The sequence below is a fragment of the Streptomyces sp. CNB091 genome (assembly GCF_000377965.1).
In genome coordinates this window covers 278,882-304,278 of sequence record NZ_KB898997.1, presented here as the reverse complement: position 1 = coordinate 304,278, position 25,397 = coordinate 278,882, and the positions used below count along the sequence as shown (strand labels likewise).

At 72.2% G+C, this 25,397-nt stretch carries 29 protein-coding genes; 6 read left to right on the top strand and 23 right to left on the bottom strand.

Annotation, left to right across the window (positions count from 1 at the left end; all coding sequences use genetic code 11):
- Window positions 1-43: 43 nt before the first annotated feature.
- From fabF to D581_RS0116565, 5 genes are all read right to left on the bottom strand, one after another.
- Complete coding sequence (fabF, locus tag D581_RS0116585; RefSeq protein ID WP_018958342.1) at window positions 44-1,306, bottom strand: beta-ketoacyl-ACP synthase II; 1,263 nt, start codon at window positions 1,304-1,306, stop codon at window positions 44-46.
- A 76-nt stretch (window positions 1,307-1,382) separates the two neighbouring features.
- Entirely contained in the window at window positions 1,383-1,631 is a 249-nt protein-coding gene (locus D581_RS0116580; protein WP_018958341.1) for an acyl carrier protein, read from the bottom strand.
- Window positions 1,632-1,695: 64 nt separating this feature from the next.
- Window positions 1,696-2,727: a ketoacyl-ACP synthase III gene (locus D581_RS0116575; protein WP_018958340.1), complete on the bottom strand. Its 1,032-nt coding sequence runs from the start codon at window positions 2,725-2,727 to the stop codon at window positions 1,696-1,698.
- A 9-nt stretch (window positions 2,728-2,736) separates the two neighbouring features.
- Window positions 2,737-3,651 (bottom strand): ACP S-malonyltransferase, encoded by a 915-nt coding sequence (locus tag D581_RS0116570; RefSeq protein ID WP_018958339.1) that lies wholly within the window; start codon window positions 3,649-3,651, stop codon window positions 2,737-2,739.
- Between the two features lie 89 nt (window positions 3,652-3,740).
- A complete protein-coding gene (locus D581_RS0116565; RefSeq protein WP_018958338.1) occupies window positions 3,741-4,940 on the bottom strand; it encodes a PucR family transcriptional regulator in 1,200 nt (399 codons plus the stop codon).
- Between the two features lie 217 nt (window positions 4,941-5,157).
- Here D581_RS0116565 and D581_RS0116560 point away from each other — a divergent pair, with 217 nt between their 5' ends.
- Both D581_RS0116560 and D581_RS0116555 read left to right on the top strand, forming a co-directional pair.
- Window positions 5,158-5,817 carry a pirin family protein gene (locus tag D581_RS0116560; RefSeq protein WP_026290579.1) on the top strand — a complete coding sequence of 220 codons (660 nt, stop codon included), beginning with the start codon at window positions 5,158-5,160 and terminating at the stop codon, window positions 5,815-5,817.
- Between the two features lie 171 nt (window positions 5,818-5,988).
- The gene (locus tag D581_RS0116555; RefSeq protein WP_026290578.1) at window positions 5,989-6,378 is read left to right on the top strand and encodes a hypothetical protein; all 390 of its coding nucleotides are present in this window, start codon (window positions 5,989-5,991) and stop codon (window positions 6,376-6,378) included.
- Window positions 6,379-6,543: 165 nt separating this feature from the next.
- On the opposite strand, the gene D581_RS0116550 is transcribed toward D581_RS0116555, so the two are convergent.
- Window positions 6,544-6,888 (bottom strand): hypothetical protein, encoded by a 345-nt coding sequence (locus D581_RS0116550; protein WP_486585838.1) that lies wholly within the window; start codon window positions 6,886-6,888, stop codon window positions 6,544-6,546.
- A gap of 85 nt (window positions 6,889-6,973) precedes the next feature.
- Between D581_RS0116550 and D581_RS0116545 the strand changes: the two genes are divergently transcribed.
- Window positions 6,974-7,315 carry a hypothetical protein gene (locus D581_RS0116545; protein ID WP_018958334.1) on the top strand — a complete coding sequence of 114 codons (342 nt, stop codon included), beginning with the start codon at window positions 6,974-6,976 and terminating at the stop codon, window positions 7,313-7,315.
- Window positions 7,316-7,356: 41 nt separating this feature from the next.
- Here the strand turns inward: D581_RS0116545 and D581_RS0116540 are convergent, their stop codons facing one another.
- The 7 genes from D581_RS0116540 to D581_RS0116510 all read right to left on the bottom strand — a co-directional run bounded on the left by D581_RS0116540 (window position 7,357) and on the right by D581_RS0116510 (window position 12,278).
- Window positions 7,357-8,070, bottom strand: coding sequence for a DinB family protein (locus tag D581_RS0116540; RefSeq protein ID WP_018958333.1), 714 nt, complete (start codon window positions 8,068-8,070; stop codon window positions 7,357-7,359).
- A 105-nt stretch (window positions 8,071-8,175) separates the two neighbouring features.
- The gene (locus D581_RS01000000137325; protein ID WP_020679210.1) at window positions 8,176-8,640 is read right to left on the bottom strand and encodes a hypothetical protein; all 465 of its coding nucleotides are present in this window, start codon (window positions 8,638-8,640) and stop codon (window positions 8,176-8,178) included.
- 46 nt (window positions 8,641-8,686) lie between these two features.
- Window positions 8,687-9,190, bottom strand: a complete 504-nt coding sequence (locus D581_RS0116530; protein WP_018958331.1) for a GNAT family N-acetyltransferase — start codon at window positions 9,188-9,190, stop codon at window positions 8,687-8,689.
- A 30-nt stretch (window positions 9,191-9,220) separates the two neighbouring features.
- Window positions 9,221-10,642 carry an MFS transporter gene (locus tag D581_RS0116525; RefSeq protein WP_018958330.1) on the bottom strand — a complete coding sequence of 474 codons (1,422 nt, stop codon included), beginning with the start codon at window positions 10,640-10,642 and terminating at the stop codon, window positions 9,221-9,223.
- A gap of 159 nt (window positions 10,643-10,801) precedes the next feature.
- Window positions 10,802-11,080, bottom strand: a complete 279-nt coding sequence (locus tag D581_RS0116520) for a hypothetical protein (RefSeq protein ID WP_018958329.1) — start codon at window positions 11,078-11,080, stop codon at window positions 10,802-10,804.
- Between the two features lie 120 nt (window positions 11,081-11,200).
- Window positions 11,201-11,470 carry a DUF397 domain-containing protein gene (locus tag D581_RS0116515; RefSeq protein ID WP_026290577.1) on the bottom strand — a complete coding sequence of 90 codons (270 nt, stop codon included), beginning with the start codon at window positions 11,468-11,470 and terminating at the stop codon, window positions 11,201-11,203.
- On the bottom strand, window positions 11,454-12,278 hold the full coding sequence (locus D581_RS0116510; protein ID WP_018958327.1) for a Scr1 family TA system antitoxin-like transcriptional regulator: 825 nt from the start codon (window positions 12,276-12,278) through the stop codon (window positions 11,454-11,456). Before D581_RS0116510 ends, D581_RS0116515 begins: the two co-directional genes overlap by 17 nt.
- 82 nt (window positions 12,279-12,360) lie before the next feature.
- Here D581_RS0116510 and D581_RS0116505 point away from each other — a divergent pair, with 82 nt between their 5' ends.
- On the top strand, window positions 12,361-12,834 hold the full coding sequence (locus tag D581_RS0116505; protein ID WP_018958326.1) for an ATP-binding protein: 474 nt from the start codon (window positions 12,361-12,363) through the stop codon (window positions 12,832-12,834).
- Here the strand turns inward: D581_RS0116505 and D581_RS0116500 are convergent.
- The 6 genes from D581_RS0116500 to D581_RS0116475 all read right to left on the bottom strand — a co-directional run bounded on the left by D581_RS0116500 (window position 12,803) and on the right by D581_RS0116475 (window position 18,986).
- Complete coding sequence (locus D581_RS0116500; protein ID WP_018958325.1) at window positions 12,803-13,615, bottom strand: serine hydrolase domain-containing protein; 813 nt, start codon at window positions 13,613-13,615, stop codon at window positions 12,803-12,805. The genes D581_RS0116505 and D581_RS0116500 overlap by 32 nt on opposite strands.
- A 139-nt stretch (window positions 13,616-13,754) precedes the next feature.
- Window positions 13,755-14,978, bottom strand: a complete 1,224-nt coding sequence (locus tag D581_RS0116495) for a glycerate kinase family protein (protein WP_018958324.1) — start codon at window positions 14,976-14,978, stop codon at window positions 13,755-13,757.
- Window positions 14,975-16,408, bottom strand: a complete 1,434-nt coding sequence (locus D581_RS0116490; protein WP_018958323.1) for an SLC13 family permease — start codon at window positions 16,406-16,408, stop codon at window positions 14,975-14,977. Before D581_RS0116490 ends, D581_RS0116495 begins: the two co-directional genes overlap by 4 nt.
- A 214-nt stretch (window positions 16,409-16,622) precedes the next feature.
- Window positions 16,623-17,282 (bottom strand): response regulator transcription factor, encoded by a 660-nt coding sequence (locus tag D581_RS0116485; protein WP_018958322.1) that lies wholly within the window; start codon window positions 17,280-17,282, stop codon window positions 16,623-16,625.
- Window positions 17,279-18,703, bottom strand: coding sequence for a sensor histidine kinase (locus D581_RS0116480; RefSeq protein WP_106434397.1), 1,425 nt, complete (start codon window positions 18,701-18,703; stop codon window positions 17,279-17,281). The genes D581_RS0116485 and D581_RS0116480 overlap by 4 nt, the downstream gene beginning before the upstream one ends.
- The gene (locus D581_RS0116475; protein ID WP_018958320.1) at window positions 18,693-18,986 is read right to left on the bottom strand and encodes a hypothetical protein; all 294 of its coding nucleotides are present in this window, start codon (window positions 18,984-18,986) and stop codon (window positions 18,693-18,695) included. The genes D581_RS0116480 and D581_RS0116475 overlap by 11 nt, the downstream gene beginning before the upstream one ends.
- 199 nt (window positions 18,987-19,185) lie before the next feature.
- Here D581_RS0116475 and D581_RS0116470 point away from each other — a divergent pair, with 199 nt between their 5' ends.
- On the top strand, window positions 19,186-19,686 hold the full coding sequence (locus tag D581_RS0116470; protein WP_032752776.1) for a MerR family transcriptional regulator: 501 nt from the start codon (window positions 19,186-19,188) through the stop codon (window positions 19,684-19,686).
- Window positions 19,686-20,714: an aldo/keto reductase gene (locus tag D581_RS0116465; RefSeq protein WP_018958318.1), complete on the top strand. Its 1,029-nt coding sequence runs from the start codon at window positions 19,686-19,688 to the stop codon at window positions 20,712-20,714. Before D581_RS0116470 ends, D581_RS0116465 begins: the two co-directional genes overlap by 1 nt.
- Window positions 20,715-20,809: 95 nt before the next feature.
- Here D581_RS0116465 and D581_RS0116460 read toward each other — a convergent pair whose 3' ends face one another.
- The 4 genes from D581_RS0116460 to D581_RS0116445 all read right to left on the bottom strand — a co-directional run bounded on the left by D581_RS0116460 (window position 20,810) and on the right by D581_RS0116445 (window position 25,383).
- Window positions 20,810-22,054, bottom strand: coding sequence for an acyltransferase family protein (locus tag D581_RS0116460; RefSeq protein WP_018958317.1), 1,245 nt, complete (start codon window positions 22,052-22,054; stop codon window positions 20,810-20,812).
- Window positions 22,051-23,211, bottom strand: a complete 1,161-nt coding sequence (locus D581_RS0116455; RefSeq protein WP_026290574.1) for an alpha/beta hydrolase — start codon at window positions 23,209-23,211, stop codon at window positions 22,051-22,053. The genes D581_RS0116460 and D581_RS0116455 overlap by 4 nt, the downstream gene beginning before the upstream one ends.
- 148 nt (window positions 23,212-23,359) lie before the next feature.
- Window positions 23,360-24,049 (bottom strand): response regulator transcription factor, encoded by a 690-nt coding sequence (locus D581_RS0116450; protein ID WP_018958315.1) that lies wholly within the window; start codon window positions 24,047-24,049, stop codon window positions 23,360-23,362.
- Window positions 24,046-25,383 carry a sensor histidine kinase gene (locus D581_RS0116445; protein ID WP_018958314.1) on the bottom strand — a complete coding sequence of 446 codons (1,338 nt, stop codon included), beginning with the start codon at window positions 25,381-25,383 and terminating at the stop codon, window positions 24,046-24,048. Before D581_RS0116445 ends, D581_RS0116450 begins: the two co-directional genes overlap by 4 nt.
- Between the last annotated feature and the right edge of the window lie 14 nt (window positions 25,384-25,397).

Sequence of the window (25,397 nt, the reverse complement as noted above, 5' to 3'; positions counted from 1 at the left end):
TCCCAGGACCCGGGAAGCGGGCTTCACACGTACAGGCGTGGCGTCACACGGACCGGAACGCGAGCACCACGTTGTGCCCACCGAATCCGAACGAGTTGTTGATCGCCGCGATCGGCCCCTCGGGCAGCACCCGCGGCTCACCGCGCACGATGTCCGCGTCGATCGCTTCGTCGAGCTCGTCGATGTTGATGGTCGGCGGTGCGATGCGGTGGTGCAGCGCCAGAACCGTCGCCACGGTCTCGATGCCGCCCGCGCCACCCAGCAGGTGACCCGTCATCGACTTCGTCGCGGAGATCGCGACATGGTCGAGATCGTCGCCCAGCACCTTGCGCAGCGCCTTGATCTCCGCGAGGTCACCCTGCGGCGTCGACGTGGCGTGCGCGTTGAGGTGAACCACCTCGGACGGCTTGAGATCGCTGGAGTCCAGCAGGTTCTGCATCGCGGCGGCGATGCCCCGCCCGGTGGGTTCGGGCTGCGCGATGTGGTGGGCGTCGGCCGACAGACCCTGGCCCAGCACCTCGCAGTAGACCCGCGCACCCCGCTTGGCGGCGTGCTCGGCGGACTCCAGGACGACGACGCCCGCACCCTCGCCGAGGACGAAGCCGTCCCGGCCGGTGTCGTACGGGCGCGAGGCCGTCTCGGGCTCGTCGTTGTTCTTGGACATCGCCATCATGTTGGCGAACGCGGCGATCGGCAGCGGGTGGATCGCCGCCTCGGTGCCACCGGCGACGACCACGTCGGCACGGCCGGTACGGATCATCTCGACGGCGTACCCGATGGCCTCCGCGCCCGAGGCACAGGCGGAGACGGGGGTGTGGACACCGGCCTGGGCGTTGACCTCCAGGCCGACGTTGGCCGCCGGGCCGTTGGGCATGAGCATGGGAACGGTGTGCGGGGAGACGCGGCGTACGCCCTTCTCCTTCAGCACGTCGTACTGGTCGAGCAGGGTGGTCACGCCGCCGATGCCGGAGGCGATGACGGAGCCCAGGCGCTCGGGGGCGATGCTCTCGTCCTCGCCCGCCTTGGCGGTGAAGCCCGCGTCCGCCCAGGCCTCGCGGGCCGCGATCAGCGCGAACTGCGCCGAGCGGTCCAGCTTGCGGGCCAGCGGGCGGGGGAGTACGTCGCCCGGGTCGACGGCCGCGGGGGCGGCGATCCGGACGGGCAGTTCGGCGAAGCGCTCGCCTTCGAGAGGCTTGACGCCGGACCGGCCGGCCATCAGACCTTCCCAGGTCGATGCGGAGTCGCCACCCAGCGGAGTGGTTGCGCCGATACCGGTGACGACCACGGTGCGATTGGTCGAGTTCACTGGAAAATCTTCTCCACGTGTAGAGGGTCGTGAATCAGCGGCGCCACCGCCGGGTGGCGACACAGCCGGGCTGGGATCAGCCCTGGTGCTTCAGGATGTAGCCGGCGGCGTCGCCGACCGTCTTGAGGTCCTTGACGTCCTCGTCGGGGATCTTGACGTCGAAGCGCTCCTCGGCGGCGACGACGACCTCGACCATGGACAGCGAGTCGACGTCCAGGTCGTCGGTGAAGGACTTGTCCAGCTGGACGTCCTCGACCGGGATACCGGCGATCTCGTTGACGATCTCGGCGAGACCCTTGACGATCTCTTCCTGCGTGGCGGCCATCTGGCGCTCCTTCGGTGGGTTTTTCTTCAGGGTTCGTACGTACGGACCAGAAGGTCCGGTGTGCCTAGGGGAGGGTAACGACCGTCGCGGCGTAGACGAGACCCGCCCCGAAGCCGATGACGAGCGCGGTGTCGCCGCTCTTCGCCTGACCGGTCGCCAGGAGCCGCTCCATCGCGAGCGGGATCGAGGCGGCGGACGTGTTGCCGGTGGACTCGACGTCACGGGCGACCGTGACGTGCTCCGGCAGCTTCAGGGTCTTCACCATCGAGTCGATGATCCGCATGTTGGCCTGGTGCGGAATGAAGACGTCCAGGTCCTCCGGGGCGATCCCGGCCGCGTCCAGCGCCTGCTGGGCGACCTTCGCCATCTCGAAGACGGCCCAGCGGAAGACCGCCTGGCCCTCCTGGGTGATGGCCGGGAACTTGATCTCGCCCTTCGAGTCGAGCGGCAGCTTGGAGACGTCACCGATGTGCAGGTCGTTCCAGGCCACCGTCTGCTTGATGGTGTCGGACTTGTCGCCCTCGGAGCCCCACACGGTCGGGCCGATGGCCGGTTCCTGGGAGGGGCCGACGACGACCGCGCCCGCGCCGTCACCGAACAGGAAGGCCGTCGCCCGGTCCTCCAGGTCGGTCAGGTCGCTGAGCCGCTCGACGCCGATCACGAGGACGTACTCCGCGGAGCCCTCGACGACCATGCCCTTGGCGAGGGTGAGGCCGTAACCGAAGCCGGCGCAGCCGGCCGAGATGTCGAAGGCGGCGGGCTTGCCCGCGCCGATCTTGTGGGCGATCTCGGTGGCCACGGCAGGGGTCTGCTTGAAGTGCGAGACGGTCGAGACGACGACCGCGCCGATCTGCTCGGGATCGATGCCCGCGTCCGCGATGGCCTTGCCGGACGCCTCGATCGACATCGCGGCCACGGTCTCCTCGTCGGAGGCCCAGTGGCGGGTGACGATGCCGGAGCGGGAGCGGATCCACTCGTCGGACGAGTCGATCGTCTCGAGGATCACCTCGTTCGGCACGACCCTGGTCGGACGGTAGCCGCCGACCCCGAGGATCCGTGCGTACGGGGCGCCCTTACTGGGCTTGATCTTCGACATGCTCGCTCCTTAGGCGCCTGCGTGCTCGGAAATGAGCGCGCGGGCCGTGTCGAGGTCGCCGGGGGTCTTGAGCGCGACCGTCTTCACACCGGGCAGCGCGCGCTTGGCGAGCCCGGTCAGCGTGCCCCCGGGGCTCAGCTCGACGAGTGCGGTGACGCCCAGCGACTGGAAGGTCTCCATGCACAGGTCCCAGCGGACCGGGTTGGCGACCTGCCCGACCAGCCGGGCGATGACCTCGGTGCCGGTGGCCACGGTGTGGCCGTCGGCGTTGGAAACGTAACGCACGGTCGGGTCGGAGACCGTGAGGTCGCCGACCGCCGCGCGCAGCTTCTCCACGGCCGGGGCCATGTGGTGCGTGTGGAACGCGCCGGCCACCTTCAGCGGGACGACCCGGCGCACGCCCTCGGGCTTGTCGGCCTCCAGGGCGGCGATCTGGGCGGCGGTGCCCGCGGCGACGATCTGGCCGCCGCCGTTGACGTTGGCCGGGGTCAGACCGAGCTTCTCCAGGTGCGGGACCGTCACGTCGGGGTCGCCGCCGAGGAGGGCCGCCATGCCGGTCTCGGTGGCCGCGGCGGCTTCGGCCATGCCGAGTCCCCGGGTGCGGACGAAGCGCAGTGCGGCCTCGTCGTCGATGACGCCCGCGAGCGCGGCGGCGGTGATCTCACCGACGCTGTGGCCCGCGACGACGGACGGCGAGGCGTCCAGGGCGGCTGCCGAGAGCAGTCCGGCGGCGACCAGGAGCGGCTGGGCCACGGCGGTGTCGCGGATCTCGTCCGCGTCGGCGCGCGTGCCGTAGTGGGCAAGGTCGAGCCCGATGGCGTCGGACCAGGCAGCGATGCGGTCGGCGGCACCGGGGAGGTCGAGCCAGGGGGTCAGGAAGCCTGGCGTCTGAGCGCCTTGGCCGGGAGCGACGAGTACGAGCACCCTCACACTCTCTCTTGTGGACGGCTCCGCGCGCCCGTGGGGACAGGGACGAAGAACCGTCGGGGGAATTGTTGAAGTCCAACAAAAGTCTAGGACTGAGGATCCGCTGCGGCCAAGCGCCCCAGGATCAGGGCGATCCGCAGCGTGAACGCGGAGCGCACATCGGAAGGGGACCATCCGGTGACGTCGGTCACACGTCGTAGCCGGTAGCGCACGGTGTTGGGGTGCACGAAGAGCATCCGGGCGGCGCCTTCGAGACTGCTCGCCTGTTCCAGATAGACGCTGAGCGTTTCCAGCAGCGCCGAACCGGCCTCTTCCAGCGGTCTGTAGATCTCCTCCACCAACTGGTCCCGCGCGGCCGGGTCTCCGGCCATCGCCCGCTCCGGAAGGAGATCGTCCGCCAGGACCGGCCGGGGCGCGTCCTGCCACGCCAGGCACGCCTTCAGCCCGGCAGCCGCCGCCTGCGCGGACCGGGTCGCCGCCAGCAGGTCCGGCACCACGGGACCCGCGACGACCGGCCCGGCGGCGTACGGCCCGATCAGGCCCTTCGCGACCTGGAGCGGGTTGTCGCTGCCGCCCGCGATGACGACGAGGCGGTTGCCCAGGACGCCGGTGAGGACCTGGAGCTTGGCGTGCCGGGCGGCGCGCCGGATCGCCTCCACGGTCAGCTCGCTGTCCCCGTCGGGCGCGGTGCCGAGGATCACGCACACGTGCTCGGGCGAGTTCCAGCCGAGCGCGGAGGCCCGGGACACGGCCCCCTCGTCGGCCTCGCCGGAGAGCACCGCGTTCACCACGAGGGATTCCAGCCGGGCGTCCCAGGCGCCCCGGGCCTCGGCGGCCTGGGCGTAGACCTGGGCGGTGGCGAAGGCGATCTCGCGCGCGTAGACGAGGAGCGCCTCCCGCAGCAGCGACTCGTCGCCCGGGGCGGCCACCTCCTCGATCGCGGCCTCCATGACCTCGATCGTGGTGCGCACCATCTCCACGGTCTGCCGCAGGGTGATGGCCCGGGTCAGTTCGCGCGGCGCGGTGCCGAACACATCGGTCGAGATGGCCTGCGGGGTCTCGGGATGCCGGAACCACTCGGTGAACGCGGCGATGCCGGCCTGGGCGACCAGGCCGATCCACGACCGGTTCTCCGGAGGCATCGCCCGGTACCACGGCAGCGATTCGTCCATGCGGGCAATCGCGTTCGCGGCCAGCCGGCCGGAGGACTGCTCCAGCCGTTTCAGGGTCGCGGCGTGCAGGTGGGCGTCGTGGGCGGGGGGCAGCTCAGGATCGGGTCGGGGCACGAGGACAAGACTGCCTTATCGGGCCGGACGATCGGTGGGCCGGGGCGACGGTGCCCCGTACCGGCGGGTAGACGAACACCTGACGCAACCGCTCCGCTCCGGCGGCCGTACGGCGGGCGTGACCGGTCCCGTTTCCGAGGCCGCAGGCCGCAGGCCGCCGCGCCACCGTCCCGCTCCCGCGGCCCTGCGGCGGGCGCCCCCGGGCTACCGTGGCCGGGTGATTTCCGTGCACCGGTCCGATGACCGTTACCGGGGCGGGGACGAGACCGCCGGGATCGTCACCCGGCACGCCCTCTCCTTCGGTCCCCACTACGACCCCGACAACCTCCGCTTCGGCCCGATCCTGGCCTGTAACGAGGAGCGCCTCGCCCCGGGCGCGGGCTTCGAGGAGCACCCGCACAGCCACACGGAGATCGTCACGTGGGTCGTGCAGGGCGAGCTGACCCACCGCGACTCGGCCGGCCATGCCACCGTCGTCCGCGCCGGGGACGTGGCCCACCTGAGCGCCGCCTCCGGGGTCCGCCACGTAGAACGCAACGACGGCACAGGCCCGTTGACCTTCCTCCAGATGTGGCTGGCCCCCCTGGAGCCGGGCGGCCAACCCTCGTACACGGTGGTCCCCGGCATCGCCGACTCCACCCCGTACGCCCTGCCCGGCGCGGGCGCGATGCTCCATGTCCGCCGCCTGGCCATGGGCGAGCGCATGGCGGTCCCGGACGCGGTGCGCGCCTACGTCCACGTGGTGCGCGGGCGGGTGGCCCTGGACGACGAGGAGCTGGGCCCCGGCGACGCCGCCCGGATCACCGGAGCGGAGGGCCTGGAGGCGGTCGCGGTGGCGGGGGCGGCGGAGCTGCTGGTGTGGGAGCTGGCGGGGTGAGGCACTCACGGAGGCGCGCTCGCGAAGGAGAGTGACGGCCTGGTCAGCGATCCTGCCGGACGCCTCCACCTGGACAGTGGTCGTGGCCGGTCCGCCTCCCGCCTCGGATACCGTGTTCCTCTACGGGGTGCCATAACGGATGTGACGCCCCCTACCGGAGGCAGTCAGCGTATGAGTTCAAAGCGCAGCAAGAATCCAGCCCTGCCCGTGCTGGACGACGCCTACCGACTCGCGTCGGTCAAGGAGGCCGAAGAGTCCACCCGTGACGCGGCCGCGCGGCTGGCCACCACCGAGCTGCGCCGCGCCTCCCACCCGGGCCGGGTCACCTGGGATCCCATCGATCAGGCCGAGCCCGTACCGGTCCCGCCGACGGTGGTCGACGGTGACGGGGACCTGTGGCTGCGGGACCGGGGCACCGGCACCTGGACCATGCCCGAGTTCAACCCGAAGGAGTTCCCGGCCCGCTGTGGCGAGGTTCTGACGTGGAACGAGCTTGCCTGCGAGTTCGGCCCGCTGACCGGACTGGCCGACGACCGCCGCATGGGCGGCGGCCGGCGCTGACCGCGCAGCCTTCCGGGACGACCGCACCCCTGAAGCGCCCGCTACGGGTAGCCGGGAGCCGGGAGCTCCAGCGCACCGCGCGGCTGACGACGGCGGCGGGCAGGTGAGCGTGGTGGTGGCGCGCGACCGCCACGAGCAGCGTGGTGCGGGCCTCCAGCCACGATCTCATTCGAGTGGGCAGATTCTCGTAGACCCGTGTGAGCGGCGGATCCGTGCGACGCCCTTGTCCAGGTCCACGCCGAGCGGCGGGCCCTCTGCCGGCCGGACGTTCTTGCGGATCCGCTCCTGCTCCATCGCCCGCTTCACCGCTTGTGCTGCCGGAGAGTACTCCTCCGCCAGCGCCGCGGTACGTCCCTTCGTCGTGCGGTAGTAGATCCATCCCCGGCGCTCTGCCCACAGCAAGGCACGGTCCGCCAGGATCAGGCAGATGCCGGCAGCGACGCCGACTGTCACCACAACCAGAGCGCTTCTCATGCCGCTGGAACGCAGCAGCCCTGTGCTGCGTTCCACGCTCCAGCCGTGGGTCACACAACCGCGGACGGCAGAAATAAGGGGAACGCACAACGGCCTGGCCGGTCCACGGCAGGATCCGGTTATGGAGAACGAGCTGATGATCGCGTTGATCGGGGCGGGCAGCGCCCTCACTGGCGCTCTGATCGGCGGTGCCGCTGCTGTGGTCGGAGCGTCGAAGGCGGCCCGCAGCGCTTATCTGGGATCGCTCGACGTCACGCGCCGTACGGCGCAACGGGAGGTGTATTCCGAGCTCCTGAAAGCCGCACATGCCTACGAGGCGGGGACCAGGGCAGTGCTGGAAGGCGCGGGCTTCCTTCTCGATGACCTGTTCAACGAAGTCGAAGGCCTCCAGGTCCGGCACAGCAGCTCCGAACGGGCTGACCTTCGACGGGCGGTCTCCCACGGGAGCACTCCGAGTTCCTGAAGCCAGCTATCAGCGCGTTCGCCCCGCCGGCCCCTGGTGTGTCACAGGGAGCGGCGGGCCCGCCAGAGGTCGCGGAGCAGCGCGATCTCGGCCATGTGGTGGATGAGCTCCAGGTTGGCGTTGGCCAGCACGCCGATGTACGGGTCGTCGGGGTCGGAGCCGTACGGATACCGCGAGAGACCGACCGTGTCGAGCTGCTCGTCGGTGAGCGCGGCGATGCTCGCGCGGTGACGGTCGATGGTCTCCCAGAAGCGGTCCAGCGCCAGGGAGGCGGACGGCGTGAAGTCGACCAGGAGATGCGGGTCCCGCCGCCGTTCGCCGAAGGTCCACTCCCAGCGCCCCGCGAAGTCGGAGTGCAGGTGACCCAGCCGCCACGCGATGGTGGTGATCGGCACGACGTCGGGCTCCGGCTCACCGGTGAACGCGAGGACCTCCTCGACCCGTTCGGCGCTCACGCTCCAGTCCTCGGCGATCTTCGCCACGGACATCCCGCCCGCCGCCTGCCGCGCGACCTCGGCGTACTCGCTCGCCGGGATCTGCGGCGCCCCCTTGTCGATGACCCACGCGCCGGGCCCGTACGCCCGGGGGGTCACCGCCTCGTCCCGGCGTCGGATCGACCAGCCGCCGGGGGCCGGTTCCCACAGGTACTCCTCGTCCCCGAGGCCCTTCAGCCGGACCTGGGCCATCTCCCGCGCCTGGTCGAACTGCTCGATCAGGATGCTCAGCCGGTCGGTCCGTCGATCGTCGTCGTTCATGCGTGGCTCCCTCGTCGGCGCGCCACGCGATCCACGGCGCACGGAGGGAAGTTAACGGCTCACCTCGCGGCGCGCGACCGAATTCCGGGGTGGGTCGGGGGCGGGTCAGGCCTCGGAGCGCTTCTCGCGCTCGTCCGCCTGCTCCTCCTGCTCCCGCTCGTCCGCCGACTCGTTCAGCTCGCGCTCGTCCGCCGCCTCGTTCAGCTCGCGCAGGGCCTGGGAGTGCCCGCTCATCCGCCGGCTCACATGGCCGGTCGTGAACAGCACGGTCCCCACGAGCGATACGGGAAGGGACAGCCCCAGGATGGCCAGCGCCTCGGGCCAGTCGCGTTCCTCCGCACACCAATCTCCCTGCCAGGCACCTTCGTTGGCCGTGCCACCCTCCGTGAACAGTCGCGCTTCGCACGTGTCGGTGAGGCCGTAGGGGACGCTTTCGGCTGTGTAGCCGGTCAGAAGCAGAATGGCGCACCAGCCCCACAGAAAAGCCGCCAGGATCAACAGGCCGGTCCCGCAGTCGCGTATGCGGGTGGATCGCTCACGGAATTCGAGGTCGTACTCTCGTGATCGCATGGCGTACGAATCTAGCAGCGCGCGGCGTGCGGCGGGCCGACCTGCCTCATGCCAACGCCCGGGTGAGCCACGCCAATTCGCCGTTCTCCTCCATGGAAAGGTGGTCCCGTTCGAACGCGAGCTTCTCCAGGACGCGGAGCGACGCGGTGTTCCACGTGGCGACGGTCGACCAGAGCCTTTTCCGCCCGGTCGCGACGGCGGCTTCGAGTACCGCGCCGGCCGCCTCGGTGGCGTAACCGTGTCCGTGGGCGCGCTGGAACAGCTCGTAAGCGATCTCGGGCTCCTCCAGGGTGGAACGGCCGATGATCAGCCCGGCGTACCCGATGAAGTCGCCCTCCTCGCGGCGCTGGATGGGCAGCAGGGCGATCCCCGTGGTCTCCGTCGCGGCCAGCAGCTCCCCTATGGACGTCCGGATGCGCTCGACCGGGGGCTTCCCCTTGCCGCGTTCGGCGAGCAGGTCGCTGAACTCGGCGGCGTCCGACTCGGCCCACGGCCGCAGGATCAGCCGCTCGGTCTCCAGGTGGTAGGGCATGGTCTCGTAGGTCGACATGGGCCCACTCTGCCACTCTGTCTCGACCGGTCATCCGGGCCCGGGAACGTCCTTGCGTGCGCGGACGGCCAGGACGGCGACCAGCAGGGTCGGTACGAGCAGGAGCGAGAAGGTGATGGCGTAGCCCCCTAGCCGGCTGGCTCCGGCAGCCAGCCCGGCGTTGAGGACGGCGGTGGCGAACGCCAGGACGACGACCTGCCCGAGGTTCATGTTGGTCTGCATGGCACTGGTGGTGTGGCCCAGCCGGTCCGGTGCGCTGTGCGAGAGCGACAGCACCGTGACGCACGGATCGAGCATCCCCATCCCGACAGCCGCCAGCGGCATGGCCACCATGGCGAGCAGCGGGGATACCCCGGAGAAGCTGCCCACGACGGCGAACGCGACGGACGCCGCCATGATCAGGGCGCCGACCGTGACGAGCCGGTGCCGGGCCACGTCCTGGAGGAGCTTGCCCTGCGCCCAGGACGCGACCGCCCACAGCACGGCCGAGGCGGTGAACGCCACGCCTACCGTCACCGCCGCCACCCGCCGCTCGGTGATCAGCATCAGCGGCACCAGCGCCTCGACGGTGAAGTACGTACCGGAGGTCAGCCCGCGCAGCAGAACGGCGGTGGGCAGGCCCCGGGCACTGCGCCACGTGCCCTGCGGCAGCAGACGGGGCGCGAAGACCACCAGGAGTACGACGCCGGCGACGACGAACAGCAGATGGCGCGCGTCCCACCCCGAGACGCCGTACTGGCCGAGCGCCGCGCCCAGGCTGAGCATCCCCGCGACCACCAGCGGCGGCCGGGAGGCGCGTTCCTCGACGGGCGGGGCCTGGGTCTCGTCGCCTGCGGGGGCCCTGCGGAGCACCGCCACCAGGGCGATCGAGGGCAGTGCGGTCAGCACGGCCAGGCCGTAGAAGACCGTCCGCCATGACCACACCTCGGCGACCACTCCTGCGATCGGCGGCCCGACCAGGGACGGGATGATCCAGCTCGCGCTCATCATCGCGAGCATCCTGGGCCGCAGGTACTCCGGATACGACTGGCCGATGGCGGTCGTCACGGATACCGCCACCATCCCGGCCGCCAGACCGTCGACGAAGCGGCCGATCACCAACTGCCAGATCGAGCCGCTGGACGCCGACACCAGCAGCGTCACCACGGAGAGGATCATGCCCAGGGCCAGCGGACGCCGGGCGCCGGAGCGGTCCGCCCAGTGCCCGCCCAGCACGCCGCCGAGCAGACTGGCAGCCACAAAGCTGCCCGCCACCAGGGGGAACAGCGACACCCCGTTCAGGTCCTCGGCGGCGGTCGGCAGCGTCGGCACCACGGCCAGCGCCGCGAAGCCGGTCAGGAACATCACCGTGGCGAAGGTCAGGGTGGCCGCCGCGTACGGTCGGGAGAAGATGCCCGGCAGGGTGTCGCCCGAGTCGCTCGGTGAAGGTCGGAGGGCCTGTTCCGCAGTCATGGATGTCCCGTTGACGTGGCTCGACACCCCGAGGCTTGGTCTGGACCACCCGGAGCCAGCGAGAAGCTATGTCAGGGGCCGGCCACCGGGCAATCCCTTTTTGGCGTCGTCGCTGGCGGCGGCTCACGACGTGAGGCAGGCAGCGGGCGGCTGTCCGGATCAGCGCCACTGCGGCGGGATGTTCGCCAACTGTTTCAGCAGATCCCAGTCGGACGGCCGCCGCTTCGGATCATGCCAAGGGGCTCCGGTGCCGACCCAGTAGCCACGCAGTTCACGGACCTGCGACACGGTGTCGTCCCCGATGCCGGACTCGTTGTAGCAGCACGGGCAGATGACGTACCGAGGGACGCCGTACGCGTCGAACACGGGCTCGCCGTCGTCATGCCCGCAGATCCGGCAGGCAGTCTCGGTCCTGTCGTCTTCGTCCCGCGCGCTCATCTCGGTTCCCTGCTCCCGTCCATTGATTACCGCACCCTGCGACAACGTATCGGCGCGACGCCGAGCAGGGCGGTACGGGGGCCAGTTGCCCGTACCGCCCTGCTCCCGGTGACGGTCGTGTCAGCGCAGCCCGTCCACGAACGCCTGCCAGGCGTGGGCTCCGAGGACGATGGCGGGGCCGGTCGGGTTCTTGCTGTCGCGGACGGGGACGGACCCGCAGGCGGAGCCGTCGGCGACCTCGACGCAGCAGCCGCCGGTGTTGCCGCTGTACGAAGAGGTCCGCCAGGCCGCGCCGCCGGTCACGGTGCACTCGACGCAGTCGCCACCACTTGTTCCGCTGTACGAGGACTTCCGCCAGTGCGCTCCTGTGAGGTCATGACTGGTTCCCATAGCGTTCCTCCATCACACGAGTGATCAGCGTCGCCGAGTCCTCGGGGGAGAGGGCTGAGGCTTGCAGCCGAGCGTAGCCGACCGAACGCTCCTTGATCACAGACGGGTTGGCGGTCATATGGCCTTGGTCGTAGCTCTCCACATAGAACAGATCCGGGTCGTCGTCGAACCGGAGGAGGTTGAACGACCCCATCATCGCCGTGTGCTCGCCGACCGTGAAAGGCAGTACCTGGATCTGCACCCACGGGTCGTTCTGGAACTCCAACAGCCGGGCGAGTTGGTTTCGCATCACGGCGTGTCCGCCGACTTCCTGGAGGAGTGCTGCCTCGCTGAGCACGACCCACAGTGCGGGAGGGCTCTCCCGTGTCAGGATCCGTTGGCGCTCCAGTCTGGCCGCCACCATCTCGTCGACGCGGCGCGGGTGCTCAACGCGGAGCAACGCCCGCGCGTACTCCTCTGTCTGCAACAGCCCGTAGACCACCTGCGCCTGGTATGCCGAGATGTACGCGGCCTTCGCCTCCATGTCCGCGTACGGCTGGAACCACGTCGGCAACTGGCTCCGCAGCACCAGCCCCACCAGCCGCGAGAACGTTCCGTCCGTCCCCAGCGCCGCGTCCACGCGCTCGGAGAAGTCACGGGTGGGGATCTTCTTCGTCGTCTCGATCTGGCCGATCAGGGAGCCCGTGCAGAAGATGATGGTGCCCAACTGCGGCTGGGTCAGGCCCTGGGCCTCGCGTTGGCGGCGCAACTCCCCGCCGTAGTAGGCGAGCGGGGAAGCGTCGGGATCGAGCGTCTGGATGTTGGCCACGGATGGACCTCCGGGTGCAACGCCTCGCGGCGTTCGTTTCGGTACGTAGCCGAGCGTAGCCATCGCATCGCAGCCTGGTGACATGAATCACGTACTTGTCCCCCGGAGGAATCCCGGGGAGCCCGTCTACCGCGCCGACTTCGCCCTCGGCGCGCACTCCGCCCGGCATCTGCGCCGTGTCCTGCGGCTCTACCTCAAGGCCTGGGAGCTGCCCTTCCTCGTCGACGCCGCCGAACTGGCGCTCACCGAGCTGATCGCCAACGTCGTGCAGCATGTGCCCGACCGGCGCGGCAAGACCTTCATCTTCCGGCTGCCGCGCGGCGAGGGCGTCCGCGTCGAGGTGTCCGACAGCAGTCCGGCCGTGCCCCTCGCCATCACCGGCGATCCGTTGGACGACGGGGGGCGGGGGCTCGTCCTGGTCGACGCCGTCACCGACGAGTGGGGCATCATCAAGCGGTGGGACGGCAGCGGGAAGACCGTCTGGTTCGAGTGCCTGACGCCGCCGGAGAAGGGCGGCAGCCGGTTCAGGACAGCTCGGCCAGAACCGCGTCCGTGAACGGCGTCCACGCCTCCGCCGCCCACGGCCCGAACGCCCGGTCCGTCAGCGCGACGCAGGCCGCGCCCGCCACCGGGTCGATCCACAGGAACGTGCCCGACTGGCCGAAGTGCCCGAAGGTCGCCGGGGAGGACGAATTCCCCGTCCAGTGCGGGGACTTGGCGTCGCGGATCTCGAAGCCGAGGCCCCAGTCGTTCGGGCTCTGGTGGCCGTAGCCCGGCAGCACGCCCTTGAGGCCCGGATGCACGACGCTCTGGGCCTCCAGGACCGTACGCGGGTCGAGGAGGCGGGGGGCCTGCACCTCGGCGGCGAAGCGGACCAGGTCGGCCACGGTGGAGACGCCGTCGCGGGCGGGGGAGCCGTCGAGGGTCGTGGACGTCATGGACAGGGGCTCCAGGACCGCCTGGCGCAGGTACTCCGCGAACGGGATGCCGGACGCCTTGGCGATGTGGTCGCCCAGCACCTCGAAGCCCGCGTTGGAGTACAGGCGGCGGTTGCCGGGCGGGGCCGTCACCCGGTGCTCGTCGAAGGCCAGGCCGCTGGTGTGGGCGAGGAGGTGGCGCACCGTGGACCCCTCGGGCCCGGCCGGCTCGTCCAGCTCGATCGCCCCCTCCTCGTACGCCACCAGCGCCGCGTAGGCCGCGAGCGGCTTGGTGACCGAGGCGAGGGGGAAGCGGTGGTCGGCCGGCCCGTGCGTGCCGAGGACCGTGCCGTCCGACCGTACGACGGCGGCCGCCGCCGTCGTGACCGGCCAGGTGTCGATGATGCGCAGGCTCTCCATAGCTCCGAGCCTAACGGCCGCGCCCGGCGTCCCGTCCCCGGCCCCGGGAGGCCCGGGACGGCGACGGGACGCCGATGGCCCGCCGCGCACCCCGCTGCGTCCCGGGCCCCCGGGGAGCCCGGGACGTAAGGCGTGCGAGTCAAGCGGCCGCCAGCGGCGCGAGCCGGGTCCCCAGCGCCATGATCCGCATCGAGCGCTCCGCGGCGTCGGCCAGGAACTCGCCGCTCCTGCCGATCGCCTCCACCAGCGTCATCGGCGCGGGCAGGATCGAGCTGTACGCGTCCACGCCCACCGCCCGTACGTCCTGCGCGCCCGGCCCGATCGTCCCGGCCAGCACCAGGACCGGCACCCCTGCGGCATGGGCCCGCCGGGCGACCTCCGCCGGGATCTTCCCCCGTACGGTCTGGTGGTCGAGCGCCCCCTCCGCCGTGATCACGAAGTCCGCGCGGGCGAGGCGCGCGTCGAGGTCGAGACCGTCGAGCAGCACGTCGTAGCGGGGGAGCAGGCGCGCGCCCACGGCGGCGAGGCCGGCCCCGAGGCCGCCGGACGCGCCCGTGCCGGGAGCCGTACGCAGATCGATCGCGGCACCGGTCGTCGGCGCGAAGGCCGGGGCCAGGTCCCGGGTGAGGACGTCGGCCAGCCGCTCCAGGCCGGCCGAGAGCAGCTCCACCTCCGCCGGGGTCGCCCCCTTCTGCGGCCCGAACACCCGGGCCACCCCGCGCTTCCCGCACAGCACGTTGTACGGGTTGCAGGCCACGAGCAGTTCGGCGTCGGCCAGCCGGGGGTCCAGGCCGGACGGGTCGATGCCCTCCAGCTCGTGCAACGCCCCGCCGCCCCTGCGCAGTTCACGGCCGTGCCGGTCCGTCAGCCGGGCCCCCAGCGCCTGGAGGGCGCCCGCGCCCCCGTCCGACGTACCGGAGTCGCCGCAGCCGACGAGGATGCGCCGGGCCCCCGCGTCCAGGGCCGCCCGGATCAGCTCGCCGACGCCGTACGTGGTGGTCGCGCCCGGGTGGCGCAGGCCCGGCGGCACCAGGGCGAGGCCCGCGACGGCGGCCATCTCCACGACGGCGGTCAGCGGACCGGGCCCGCCCAGCAGCGCGAAGTGCGAGGCGACCGGCTCGCCCACCGGGCCCGTCGCGGTGACCGGGACCAGCCGGCCGCCGCCCGCCAGGGCCAGCGCCTCCGCCGTGCCCTCGCCGCCGTCCACCAGCGGGATGAGGTCGAGGTCGGCGTCGGGGATCACACGCCGTACGCCGACGGCGATGGCCTCGGCGACCCGGGCGGCCGAGAGGGACTCCTTGAAGCCGCTCGGGGCGATGGCGATGCGGTGGGTACGGAGGGTACGGAGGGTCGGGCGGGTCATGGCTGGGTCTCCAGGAGGACGGGCACGCCGAGCAACGGCCAGACGGCGAGGGCGAAAACGAGGACGAGGGCCGCGGTGAGCGGGGCGAGGAACGCGGACAGCCGCAGCAGGTCGCGCGGGGTGTAGGTCGGGGTGCCGGGCACGTCCGCGAAGAGCGCGACCGGCTTGGCCGATGAGGGCAGCGTGTGGCAGAAGCCGGCGGCGGCCGTGGAGGCCAGCGCCGCCGTGACCGGGTTGACCCCGGCCCCGATCGCCGCCGCGATCACCAGCGGGACCAGCACGGAGGACCGGGCGGAACGCGACTGGAGCGCCAGGTGGGCGGCCGTGCTGACGACGACCACGCCGGTCAGGAACACCCAGGGCGGCGTGGACGCCCCCAGGGGTATCCAGTCCATCAGCCAGTCGGCCGCGCCCGAGTCGGAGAGGGCGACGCCCATCGCCATGGTGGCGGCCATGAACAGCAGCAGCGGCCAGGGAACCGTCTTCAGACCGTCCTTGAAGCGCACGGTCCCCAGCGCCGGAGAGGTCGCCACCAGCGCGCCGATGAGCGCGACCACGGCAGGTGACACCCCGTGCAGGGGCTCGCTGCACCAGAGCAGGACGACCGTCGCCAGCAGGAGCAGGCACCGGGACTCCTCCGGGCTGAACGGCCCCTCGACGGCGGTCTCGGAGTGCTCCTGGATCTGCGCCGCCGTGATGGTGACGGGGCCCTTGCGGTCGGAGCGCCGGGTCGTCGTCATCAGCACCAGTTCGGCGGCCAGATGGGAGGAGACGACGGCCAGCGGCAGCCCGAGGACGAGCCACTGCACGAAGCTCAGCTGCTCCCCGGTCTGCTCCCACAGGACCCCGACGGTGATCAGGTGCGCCCCCGCGCCGATCAGGGTCGCGACGGCCGACAGGAGGATGACCGTGGGGAAGAGCAGCGCCAGCATCACCACGAGACGGCGGCGCTCGCGCAGGGCGGCGGCCAGTGCCAGGAACACGGGCAGCGCGAGGGCGGCGCGCCCCGACGTGGCCGGCACGGCGAACGCGGTCACGACCAGCCCGGCCGTGGTCAGGTGCACCAGCTGGCGCACGGTCCTGGCCCCGCCGACCAGGAAGACGGCGGCCCGGCCGGCCAGACCGGTCCGGGTCACGGCCGCCGCCAGGACGAAGGCGCAGATCAGCAGCCACACCGTCTCGTCGCCCAGGGTGGCGAACAGGGCCTCGCTGCTGATCACCCCCGTGACCGTCAGCGCCAGGCCCGCGCCGAGCGCGATGTAGGCGTCGTCCACCGGAGTGGCGATCCAGGCGGCGGTGGCCAGGGCGAAGACGGCGAGGGAGATCCGCCCGTCGACGCTGAGGCCGGGGGCGGCGCCGGGGACGGCGAGGAGAGCGCAGAGTCCGAGGACGGCACAGAGGCCGACGGTCTGCCGGAGTGGAAGAGGCACGCTGTACAGCCTCTGAAGGCGGGGTGAGCGCCTGATGAGTGTCCGGTGAAGGCCTTTTCATCAAGTTCGCCGGCGCTCCGAAACCCGCAGCCCGAGGCGGCCCGGGACAGCGGAGGACCCCGCCCCGGGAACGCGGAAGCCCCGCCCCCGGGAACGCGGGACGGGGCTCCGGCCGAGGTCGGGGCCGGGGGTGAGGGCAGGAGGGGACAGAGGCTCAGGGCAGGCGGTAGCCCATGCCCCGGATCGTCTCCAGCCGCTCCGCGCCCAGCTTCCGGCGCAGCGCGCGCACATAGACGTCCACGATGTTGGAGCCGGGGTCGAAGTCGTACCCCCACACATGGGACAGGATCTGCTCGCGCGACAGCACCTGGCCGGGGTGGCGCAGGAACATCTCCAGCAGCACGAACTCGCGCGCCGTCAGATCCACGGTCTTCTCGCCCGCGCGGGCCCGGCGGGTCCGCAGGTCCAGGGCGAGGCTGCCGCTGCGCAACATGGTGACCTCGGGCGCGCGGGCGGCGGTGCGCTGCCGCAGCCGTACCCGGGCGAGCAGCTCCTCGAAGCGGAACGGCTTCGTCATCCAGTCGTCGGCCCCGCCCTCCAGCCCCGCCACCGTGTCCCGCACGGAGTCGCGGGCGGTGAGCACGATGACCGGCAGCGTGACGCGCGCCTCGCGCATCTCCCGCAGCACGGTGAAACCGTCCCGGCCGGGCAGGCCGATGTCGAGCACCATCAGGTCGAACCCGCCGGACAGCGCGTGGCTCAGCGCCAGGTCCCCGTCCTCGGCGACGACCGTGGTGAAGCCGTTGGCGCGCAGCCCCTTCTGGACGAACGAGGCGATGCGCTCCTCGTCCTCGGCGATCAGGATGCGGTTCATGTGGCGGTCTCCAGCGTGAGTACGAAGGTGGCTCCGCCGCCTTCGGTCCGGCGTAGTTCGACGCGGCCGTGGTGGCCCTCCGCGATGGCCTTGACGATGGCGAGGCCGAGCCCCGCGCCGCTCGTGCGGGTCCCACGCCGGGACGTCCCCCGGCGGAACCGCTCGAAGATCACCTCGGCGTCCTCCGGCGGAATCCCGGGCCCGTGGTCGGCGACGTACAGCTCGACGCGGTTCTCCTCGGCCCGCGAGCCGATCCGGATGCGCTGGCCGGGAACGGTGTGCTGGACGGCGTTCTGCGCGAGCTGCACCATCGCCTGGGTCATCCGCTGCTCGTCCAGGCGCACTTCGAGGTCCGCGACGCCGTCGAGCTGCCACTCCCGGTCGCCGAGGGTCCGCACCTTCACGTACACGTCGGCGGTCAGCTCCGCGAGCTGGACGGGTTCGGGGCGCACGAAGTCGGGGCGCTCGGCCCCCGCGAGCAGGAGCAGGTCCTCGACGATGCGGCTCATCCGGTCCAGCTCGTCCGTGACCAGCCGTACCGTCTCCTCCCGGTCCGCCGGGTCGTCGCCCATCAGCTCCAGGTGGCCCCGGACGATGGTGATGGGGGTGCGCAGCTCGTGCCCGGCGTCGTCGACGAAGACCCGCTGCGCGGCGAACGCCCGCTCCAGACGGTCGAGCATCGCGTTGAACGTCTCGGCGAGGGCCGCGATGTCGTCCCGGCCCTCCACGGGGATGCGCCGGGTGAGGTCCTGCTCGGTCAGTTCCGCCGCCGTCTGCCGGACGAGCCGTACGGGCGCGAGGATGCGACCGGCGACGGCCCAGCCGATCCCGGTCGTCATCAGCAGCGCCACACCGGACAGGGCGAGCAGCGTCCAGAACGTCTTGTCGGCGACGGCCCGCTCGCGCTCCGGATGGAAGGCGACGACGAACGCGCCGGGCTGCTTGCCCGCGGACGGCCCGATGACGACCTTGGCCCAGCGCACCTCGCCCTGCGGGCGCTCCAGGGTCCCGAAGGAGTCCTTGGAGGCGTGGATCCGGTCGATCGCGGCGCGGTCCCGCCACAGGGCGGTGTCCGGGGGCAGCTCGCGGCGCTGCCGGATGACGAGGGGGCGGTCGCCGGGCGGGCCGGACAGGCCCAGCAGCTCCTCGTCGGGGTCCGCGTACTGCCGTTGCAGATAGACGCGGAGCAGCTTCTCCGCGGTGTCGAACCGGCCGCCGGTGTCCGGGTCCACCCCCTGCGGCACGAAGTTCGCGAACTCGCCGGTCTCCTGGGTGAGCAGCTGGCTGATGCGGTGGTCCACGTCCCGCTGGAGGATCGAACGCACGGTGACGGCGACCGCGCCCAGCGCGACCGCCATCACGACCAGCAACCACAGCATGATCCGTACGCGGGCGGAGATCCTCGGAAAGCTAACCGTCATCACCGAAGTCGTCGTCATCGTCGTCGTCGGCCGCCGAGGGGCCCGGAACGACGGAGCTGTCCGGTGTACGGGACGGAGAGGAGGAACCGCTGGGCGTCGGGGCGTCGGGCGGCGACGTGACACCGCTCGGCGACGGTGTGCCGCGCGGACTCTCCTCCAGTTGGACGGTGGGAGGCACCTTCGGCGCTTCCGAGGTGTCGGTCATGGCATAGCTGGTGGCCGCTATGCCGAGGGGCACGGCGACGACGGCTGCCAGGGCCGCCAGACGAGGTGAGAAAGCCATGTATTCACCCTGACTGTCCCGAGCGGTACGAAGATGAAGCCAAGATGAACAATCCTTCATTTCGGGTGTGCTTTCCGTCCCTCTGTGGGAACGCCCAGCCCGAGAAGCCCCGCCGTTCCCGCTGGCTCCGAGCCATTCCTCGCGCCCCGAGCCGTTCCCTCTTGCTTCGAGTGCACTCCAAGGATTTAGCGTGGAGGGCATGACGGTGATCGGCAGAACCTCCCGGAGCACTCCCGCGACCATCGCACATCCGCCGCCCGCGCCGGCGGTGGACCTCTGCGCGGCCGCCCCGAAGCCGCACCCCCGCCCCGCGGGCAAGGACAGCTACACGATCAGCGAGGTCGTCGCCTTCACCGGACTCACCGCGCACACGCTGCGCTGGTACGAGCGCATCGGGCTCATGCCCCACGTCGACCGCTCGCACACCGGCCAGCGCCGCTTCAGCAACCGCGACCTCGACTGGCTGGCCTTCGTCGGCAAGCTGCGGCTGACCGGGATGCCCGTCGCCGACATGGTGCGGTACGCGGAACTGCTGCGCGAGGGCGCGTCCACCTTCGAGGCACGGCAGGAACTGCTGGAGGCGACCCGCCGCGATGTGATCACACGGATCGCGGAGCTCCACGGCACCCTCGCCGTCCTCGACCACAAGATCGAGTTCTACGCGGGCGCCCGCAGGGCGCCGGAAAGGCAAAGCGCCTGATGACCGACCACGACAGGAACACGCTCGCCACCGTCGAGCTGGGCGGCGTCGGCGGACCGCGGGTCGGTGTCCAGGGCCTCGGCTGCATGGGCATGAGCGAGTTCTACGGCGACACCGACGAGCTCTCCGCCCGGGACACCCTGGACGCGGCCCTGGAGGCGGGCGTCACGCTCCTCGACACCGCCGACACCTACGGGCTCGGGGCCAACGAGGAGTTCCTCGCGCCGTTCGTCGGGGCTCACCGGGACGAGATCACGCTCGCGACCAAGTTCGCGATGGTCCGCACCGAGGACCCGCACTACCGGGCCATCCGCAACGACCCCGCGTACCTCCGCACCGCCGTCGAGGCGAGCCTGCGCCGGCTGAACACCGACGTCATCGACCTCTACTACATGCACCGCCGCGACCCGGCCGTCCCGTTCGCCGAATCGGTCGGGGCGATGGCGGAACTGATCCAGCAGGGCAAGGTCAGGCAGCTCGGTCTGAGCGAGGTCACCGGCCCCGAGCTGCGCGAGGCGCACGCGGTGCACCCGATCGCCGCCCTCCAGTCGGAGTGGTCCCTCTTCAGCCGGGACGTCGAGAAGAGCGCGCTCGGTGCGGCGGTGGAGCTGGGCGTCACGCTCGTCCCGTACTCACCGCTCGGCCGGGGCTTCCTCACCGGGGCCTTCACCGACGCGGGCAAGGACCTCGCCGCGGACGACTTCCGGGCCCGCCAGCCCCGGTTCAACGGCGACAACGCCCGCACGAACGCCGCCCTGCTGGAGCCCGTCCACAGGATCGCCGCCGCGCACGGGGTCACCGCCGCGCAGGTGGCCCTCGCCTGGGTCCACCAGCGGGCCCGGGTGCACGGAGTGACCGTGGTCCCGATCCCCGGCACCCGTAAGCGGAGCCGCCTCCTGGAGAACGTGGCGGCGACCGGACTGACCCTGACGGCGGACGAGCTGGCCGTGCTGGAGCCGATCGCGGGCCGGGTGGCGGGGGACCGCTACCCGGACATGAGCAGTACGTCGGCGGCGCGGGAGGAGTAGCCCGGAGGCGTACGCGGTGATCGCTTGGTTGGCGTACGCGGTGATCGCTTGGTTCATGAAGTCCATGACGACGGAGGGGCGCCCCGGGCGATGCCTCACGTCAGCCCCAGCGCGAACACCGCGAACCCCGCCGCGAGCAGCCCCGCCAGCGCACGGCGGGCGTTCGCGGCGCGGGTGCCCGCCTGCCACGGGGCCTCGAAGTGGCGCGCGTACCGGGCGATCAGCACCAGCAGCCCCGCGAACACCGGCAGCCAGGCGATCCGGGCGAGGATCCAGCCCACCGTGTCCGGCGCGGTCGTCAGCCCCGCCACCGCCGTCCCCGCCCCGGCGAGCGAGGCCGGTACGGCGGCGGCCAGCATCGCGGTCTGGTGCCAGCACAGGATCGTCATCGCGGACAGGTTGACCACCACGACCGGCGCCCAGAGCTGCGGCTTGCGCAACAGCCGCCCGAGCCGGTCGCGCAGCAGGATCGCCGCCCCGCTCTGCGCCGCCGCCAGCGCCACCACCAGCAGCGACGGCGGATGCGAGTTCGTCCGCGCCTCGCCCGGCACCCCGACCATCGACGCCGGGTAGTGGAAGGCGAGCAGCAGCGCGGCGAACAGCACCCCGCCGCCGATCAGCAGCAGCCGGGCCCCGCGCCTCCCGATCCGCCCCTCGCCCCAGGACACGCCCAGCTGATACGCGAAGAGCCAGCCGGGCAGGATGTTGAGCATGCTCAGCCACGACGGCATCGCCTCCGCGAACGGCCCGTAGCGCAGGAAGTCCACCACCGAGACCGACGCCAGCAGCGGCAGCGCGGCCCACCCGCCGAGCTTCCGCGCCAGCGTGACGCAGACCGGGGTGAGCGCCGTGACCACCGTGTACACCCCGACGAACCAGAGCGGCTGGATCACCAGCGTCGACCCCGTACGCAGGGTGTCGCCGGGCACGCCCAGCGCGGACAGCACCGCCAGCAGCACCGCCCACACGGCGGTCACCCCGAGCACCGGCCGGCCGAGGCGGGCCAGCCGGCCGCCCAGCCAGGCGGCCGTCGTCGAGGCCCGGCGGCGGAAGGAGAGCACCGAGGCGTACCCCCCGACGAGGAAGAAGATGCCCAGCATCTGGAGTACCCAGCTCGCGGGTGCGAGACCGGCGAACGTCGAGAGCGGGCTCGCGTTGTGCAGGCCGTCGGCGTCCAGCCGGAACCCGCCGAGCATCCAGTGACCGAGCGGCACGGCGAGCAGCGCCAGCGCCCGCAGGCCGTCGATCGCCCGGTCACGGTGGGCGGGGGTGGACGCGTCGATACGGGCGGCGAGCCGTCGGCCGTTCTTCAGCAGGCCGTTCTCCAGCAGGGCGTTCATCGGGCCACTCCTTCCAGGGCCGGGACGGCATCCAGTGCCGAGGCGGCTTCCGCCGGGGCCGGGTCTGCCGCGTCCGGGGTCGCTTCCGCCGGTTCCGGCGCGTCCGGAGCCGCTTCCGCCGCTTCGCCGCGCGCGATGGCGGCGAAGGTCCGCAGCGAATCCGTCCCGGGCTCGAAGTAGCCGGCATGCCCCCGGGCCTCGTCCGCCGGCACCCGGCGGGCGCCGAACGCCGGATCGGCCGGGTCCGTCCCGTGACCGAGGCCCGCGAAGCGCACGTTCGGCACGTCGTCGATCCAGTCGGTCGGGTCTTTCGCCGCCCAGACCCGGGCGCTCGTCCGCAGCCCGCCCACGTCGTCGGCGCGCATCCCGGGGGAGCCGAGGACCACCAGGTCGGTGGCGGGGAGACGGTGCGCGGCCAGGCCGCAGACCACCGAGCCGTAGCTGTGGCAGAACACGGCCGGCGCGGGCAGCCCGTCCGCCGTCAGCCCCTCCGTGAACCGGGTCAGCCGCCCGGCCCCCGCCTCCGCGAGGCCGCCGGTGGCCGCGTCGATGCCGACGCCCACCGGGGTGGTGTACCCGACCCAGGCGATGACGGCGGTCCCCGGACCGGCCGCGGTGTGCAGGGTCCTGGCCATGCCGACCGGGGCCCCGTGGCTCGCGGTCTTCCGGTCGAAGGTCCCGGCGTCGTTGTCGGACCCGGGCACCACCACCGAGACCCGGTGCGCCGTACGCAGGTCCCCGAAGACCTCGGCGACCTGGCCGCGTCCGCGCGGGTCGAACGCGAGGATCTGGCGGCCGGGGGCGGCGAGCGAGCGGTAGCGGGGGTCGTCCTCGGCGGCCAGCGCGAGGGAGTTGGCGCGGTAGCGCAGTTCGAGGGGCGCCCCGTCGAGATTCCCGACGACGGACGGATGGCGCCCGAGGAGGAGTTGCCGCTCGCCGTCGCTCAACCCCGAGAAGAACGCGGCGACTTCGGCAGGCGTGGCACGCTCCGGATCGGGCAGCCCCGTCCCGAGCGTCCGGTCCGCCCGCCACTGCGTACTGCCCGGCGGCGGCCCGGTCAGCGCCTGCTGCGCATCTCCCGAGACCCAGCCCGCGGTCCCCGCCACCACACTGGTGGCCAGTGCGAACGCGACCACGGTCCTCGCGTATCGACGCATCGTTCCCTCCCTCTCCGGATCCGCACCGACCGGTGCGACCGGGAGGAAGGTAGGAAGAGGACGGGTGAGGGGGCGTCACACCGGAGGGCCAACCGTGAGGTGATACCGGGGTAGGGGGTGGGCCGGAAGAGGTGGGCCTCGCGGGCTTCTACACCCCCGCGTCCCCCGGCGTCACCAGCCCCGACTCGTACGCGAAGATCACCGCCTGCGCCCGGTCCCGCAGGTCCAGCTTGGCCAGCACCCGCCCGATGTGCGTCTTGACGGTCTGCTCGGCCAGCACCAGCCGCCCCGCGATCTCCTGGTTCGACAGTCCCCGGGCGATCAGCTCCAGGACCTCGCTCTCGCGCGGGGTCAGCCCGTTCAGCCGGAGCGCCTGGCCGCCGCGCGTCGCCCCGGAGGGCCGCTGCGCCGCGAAGTCCGCGATCAGGCGGCGGGTCACCGAGGGCGCGAGCAGCGCGTCCCCGGCCGCCACCACCCGTACCGCCGCGATCAGATCGGCGGGCGGGGCGTCCTTCAGCAGGAACCCGGACGCGCCGGCGCGCAGCGCCTCGTACACGTAGTCGTCCACGTCGAACGTGGTGAGCATCAGGACCTTCGGCCGGTGCACCACCCCCACGGGCGGGTTCAACAGCTCGCGCGCGGCGGCCAGTCCGTCCATCTCCGGCATCCGGACGTCCATCAGGACGACGTCGGGGTGCTGGTTGCGGCTGACGGTGACGCCCTGGCGGCCGTCCGCCGCCTCGCCCACCACGTCGATGTCGCTCTGCGCCGCCAGCAGCGCCGCGAATCCGGCCCGCACCATGGCCTGGTCGTCGACGATGATCACGCGGATGGTCACAGATCCTCCGAAGGGGGTGGGGCGGACGGCGACACGGCCGGAGGCAGCGGCATCCGGGCGGCCACCCGGAACCCGCCGTCGGGCAGCGGCCCGGTGTCCAGCGTGCCGCCGGTCAACCGTACGCGCTCCCGCATCCCGACCAGCCCGTGCCCGGTCCCGGTGCTCTCCAGCGGAGCGGCGGGCTTCGGCGCGGGGCTGTTGACGACCAGGACGTTCAGATGGCCCCCGGAGGCCCGGACCGAGACCTGGGTGCGCGCCCCGGGCGCGTGCCGCACCACATTGGCCAGCGCCTCCTGCACGATCCGGTACGCCGACAGATCCACCGCCGGCGGCACCTCGCCCAGCTCCGCGGCGAGCGACAGTTCCGCCGGCAGCCCGGCCCGTACCGTCGCCTCCACCAACTGCTGGAGCCGGTCCAGGCCCGGCTGCGGCGCCCGGTCGCCCTCGGTGCCGTCGCTGCGCAGCACCGACAGCAGCCGTCGCATCTCACCGAGGGACTCCCGCGCGGCCGCCGCGATCGAGGCGAACTCCTCCTGGGCGGGCTCCGAGAGCCCGGAGATCCGGTACGGCGCGGAGTCGGCCTGCACGGTGATCACCGACATGTGGTGCGCGACCACGTCGTGCAGCTCACGGGCGATCCGCGTCCGCTCCTCCAGCAGCGTGCGCTGCGCCCGCTCCGCCTCGCTGATCGTCTCCTGCTCGGCCAGCCGCCGTGTCGCCTCGCTCCGCTCCCGTACGGCGCCGCCGATCACGAGGACCACCGCGCCGAGGATCGGCAGCAGCAGGGCGCTGCCGGTGTTGCGGTCCGCCGGCGCGATCAGATGCAGCACCAGACCGGCCGCGCCCGTCGCCAGCCAGACGCCGACCAGGGTCCGCCGGGTCTCGCGCAGACCGAGGGCCAGCAGCAGGAAGAGGTACGCGACCAGCGCCGGGGCGGTCCACGGCCAGACCTCGTGCCGCTCGTCGGGGTTCGTCAGCAGCACCAGGGCGCCCACGATGTCGGCGGGGAAGATGATCCACCACGCCTGGAGAGGCCGGTGGGCCAGCATCAGCAGGGGAGCGGCCTGGGCCACTCCGAGCGCCCCGGCCAGTGCACCCGGCACGCCGTACTGCGAGGTCAGGACGTTGATGGTGACCGGGATGAAGGTCGCGGTCAGGGCGAGTACCACGACGTACGGCAGCAGCCGCTGCCACCGTTTCGGGGCCTCCGCCAGCAGCGGGGTGGACGGATGGGACGCGTGGGACAGCCCGTGGGCGAGCTCGCGCAGATTGCGGCGGGCGGCGCTCACGAGGCCGTCGGCGGGCGGCGGCGGCCCGGCGGGGGAAGTGGACATGGCCTGGTCAGCCT

Coding starts and splice junctions, on each gene's coding strand:
- D581_RS01000000137325 (WP_020679210.1), bottom strand. CDS start 8,640: ATGCGATCACGAGAGTACGACCTCGAATTCCGTGAGCGATCCACCCGC.
- D581_RS0116555 (WP_026290578.1), top strand. CDS start 5,989: ATGAGTTCAAAGCGCAGCAAGAATCCAGCCCTGCCCGTGCTGGACGAC.
- D581_RS0116455 (WP_026290574.1), bottom strand. CDS start 23,211: ATGCGTCGATACGCGAGGACCGTGGTCGCGTTCGCACTGGCCACCAGT.
- D581_RS0116530 (WP_018958331.1), bottom strand. CDS start 9,190: ATGTCGACCTACGAGACCATGCCCTACCACCTGGAGACCGAGCGGCTG.
- D581_RS0116545 (WP_018958334.1), top strand. CDS start 6,974: ATGGAGAACGAGCTGATGATCGCGTTGATCGGGGCGGGCAGCGCCCTC.
- D581_RS0116475 (WP_018958320.1), bottom strand. CDS start 18,986: ATGGCTTTCTCACCTCGTCTGGCGGCCCTGGCAGCCGTCGTCGCCGTG.
- D581_RS0116520 (WP_018958329.1), bottom strand. CDS start 11,080: ATGAGCGCGCGGGACGAAGACGACAGGACCGAGACTGCCTGCCGGATC.
- D581_RS0116580 (WP_018958341.1), bottom strand. CDS start 1,631: ATGGCCGCCACGCAGGAAGAGATCGTCAAGGGTCTCGCCGAGATCGTC.
- D581_RS0116460 (WP_018958317.1), bottom strand. CDS start 22,054: ATGAACGCCCTGCTGGAGAACGGCCTGCTGAAGAACGGCCGACGGCTC.
- D581_RS0116575 (WP_018958340.1), bottom strand. CDS start 2,727: ATGTCGAAGATCAAGCCCAGTAAGGGCGCCCCGTACGCACGGATCCTC.
- D581_RS0116495 (WP_018958324.1), bottom strand. CDS start 14,978: ATGACCCGCCCGACCCTCCGTACCCTCCGTACCCACCGCATCGCCATC.
- D581_RS0116500 (WP_018958325.1), bottom strand. CDS start 13,615: ATGGAGAGCCTGCGCATCATCGACACCTGGCCGGTCACGACGGCGGCG.
- D581_RS0116515 (WP_026290577.1), bottom strand. CDS start 11,470: ATGGGAACCAGTCATGACCTCACAGGAGCGCACTGGCGGAAGTCCTCG.
- D581_RS0116525 (WP_018958330.1), bottom strand. CDS start 10,642: ATGACTGCGGAACAGGCCCTCCGACCTTCACCGAGCGACTCGGGCGAC.
- D581_RS0116540 (WP_018958333.1), bottom strand. CDS start 8,070: ATGAACGACGACGATCGACGGACCGACCGGCTGAGCATCCTGATCGAG.
- D581_RS0116485 (WP_018958322.1), bottom strand. CDS start 17,282: ATGAACCGCATCCTGATCGCCGAGGACGAGGAGCGCATCGCCTCGTTC.
- D581_RS0116445 (WP_018958314.1), bottom strand. CDS start 25,383: ATGTCCACTTCCCCCGCCGGGCCGCCGCCGCCCGCCGACGGCCTCGTG.
- D581_RS0116470 (WP_032752776.1), top strand. CDS start 19,186: ATGACGGTGATCGGCAGAACCTCCCGGAGCACTCCCGCGACCATCGCA.
- D581_RS0116505 (WP_018958326.1), top strand. CDS start 12,361: ATGAATCACGTACTTGTCCCCCGGAGGAATCCCGGGGAGCCCGTCTAC.
- D581_RS0116465 (WP_018958318.1), top strand. CDS start 19,686: ATGACCGACCACGACAGGAACACGCTCGCCACCGTCGAGCTGGGCGGC.
- D581_RS0116480 (WP_106434397.1), bottom strand. CDS start 18,703: ATGACGGTTAGCTTTCCGAGGATCTCCGCCCGCGTACGGATCATGCTG.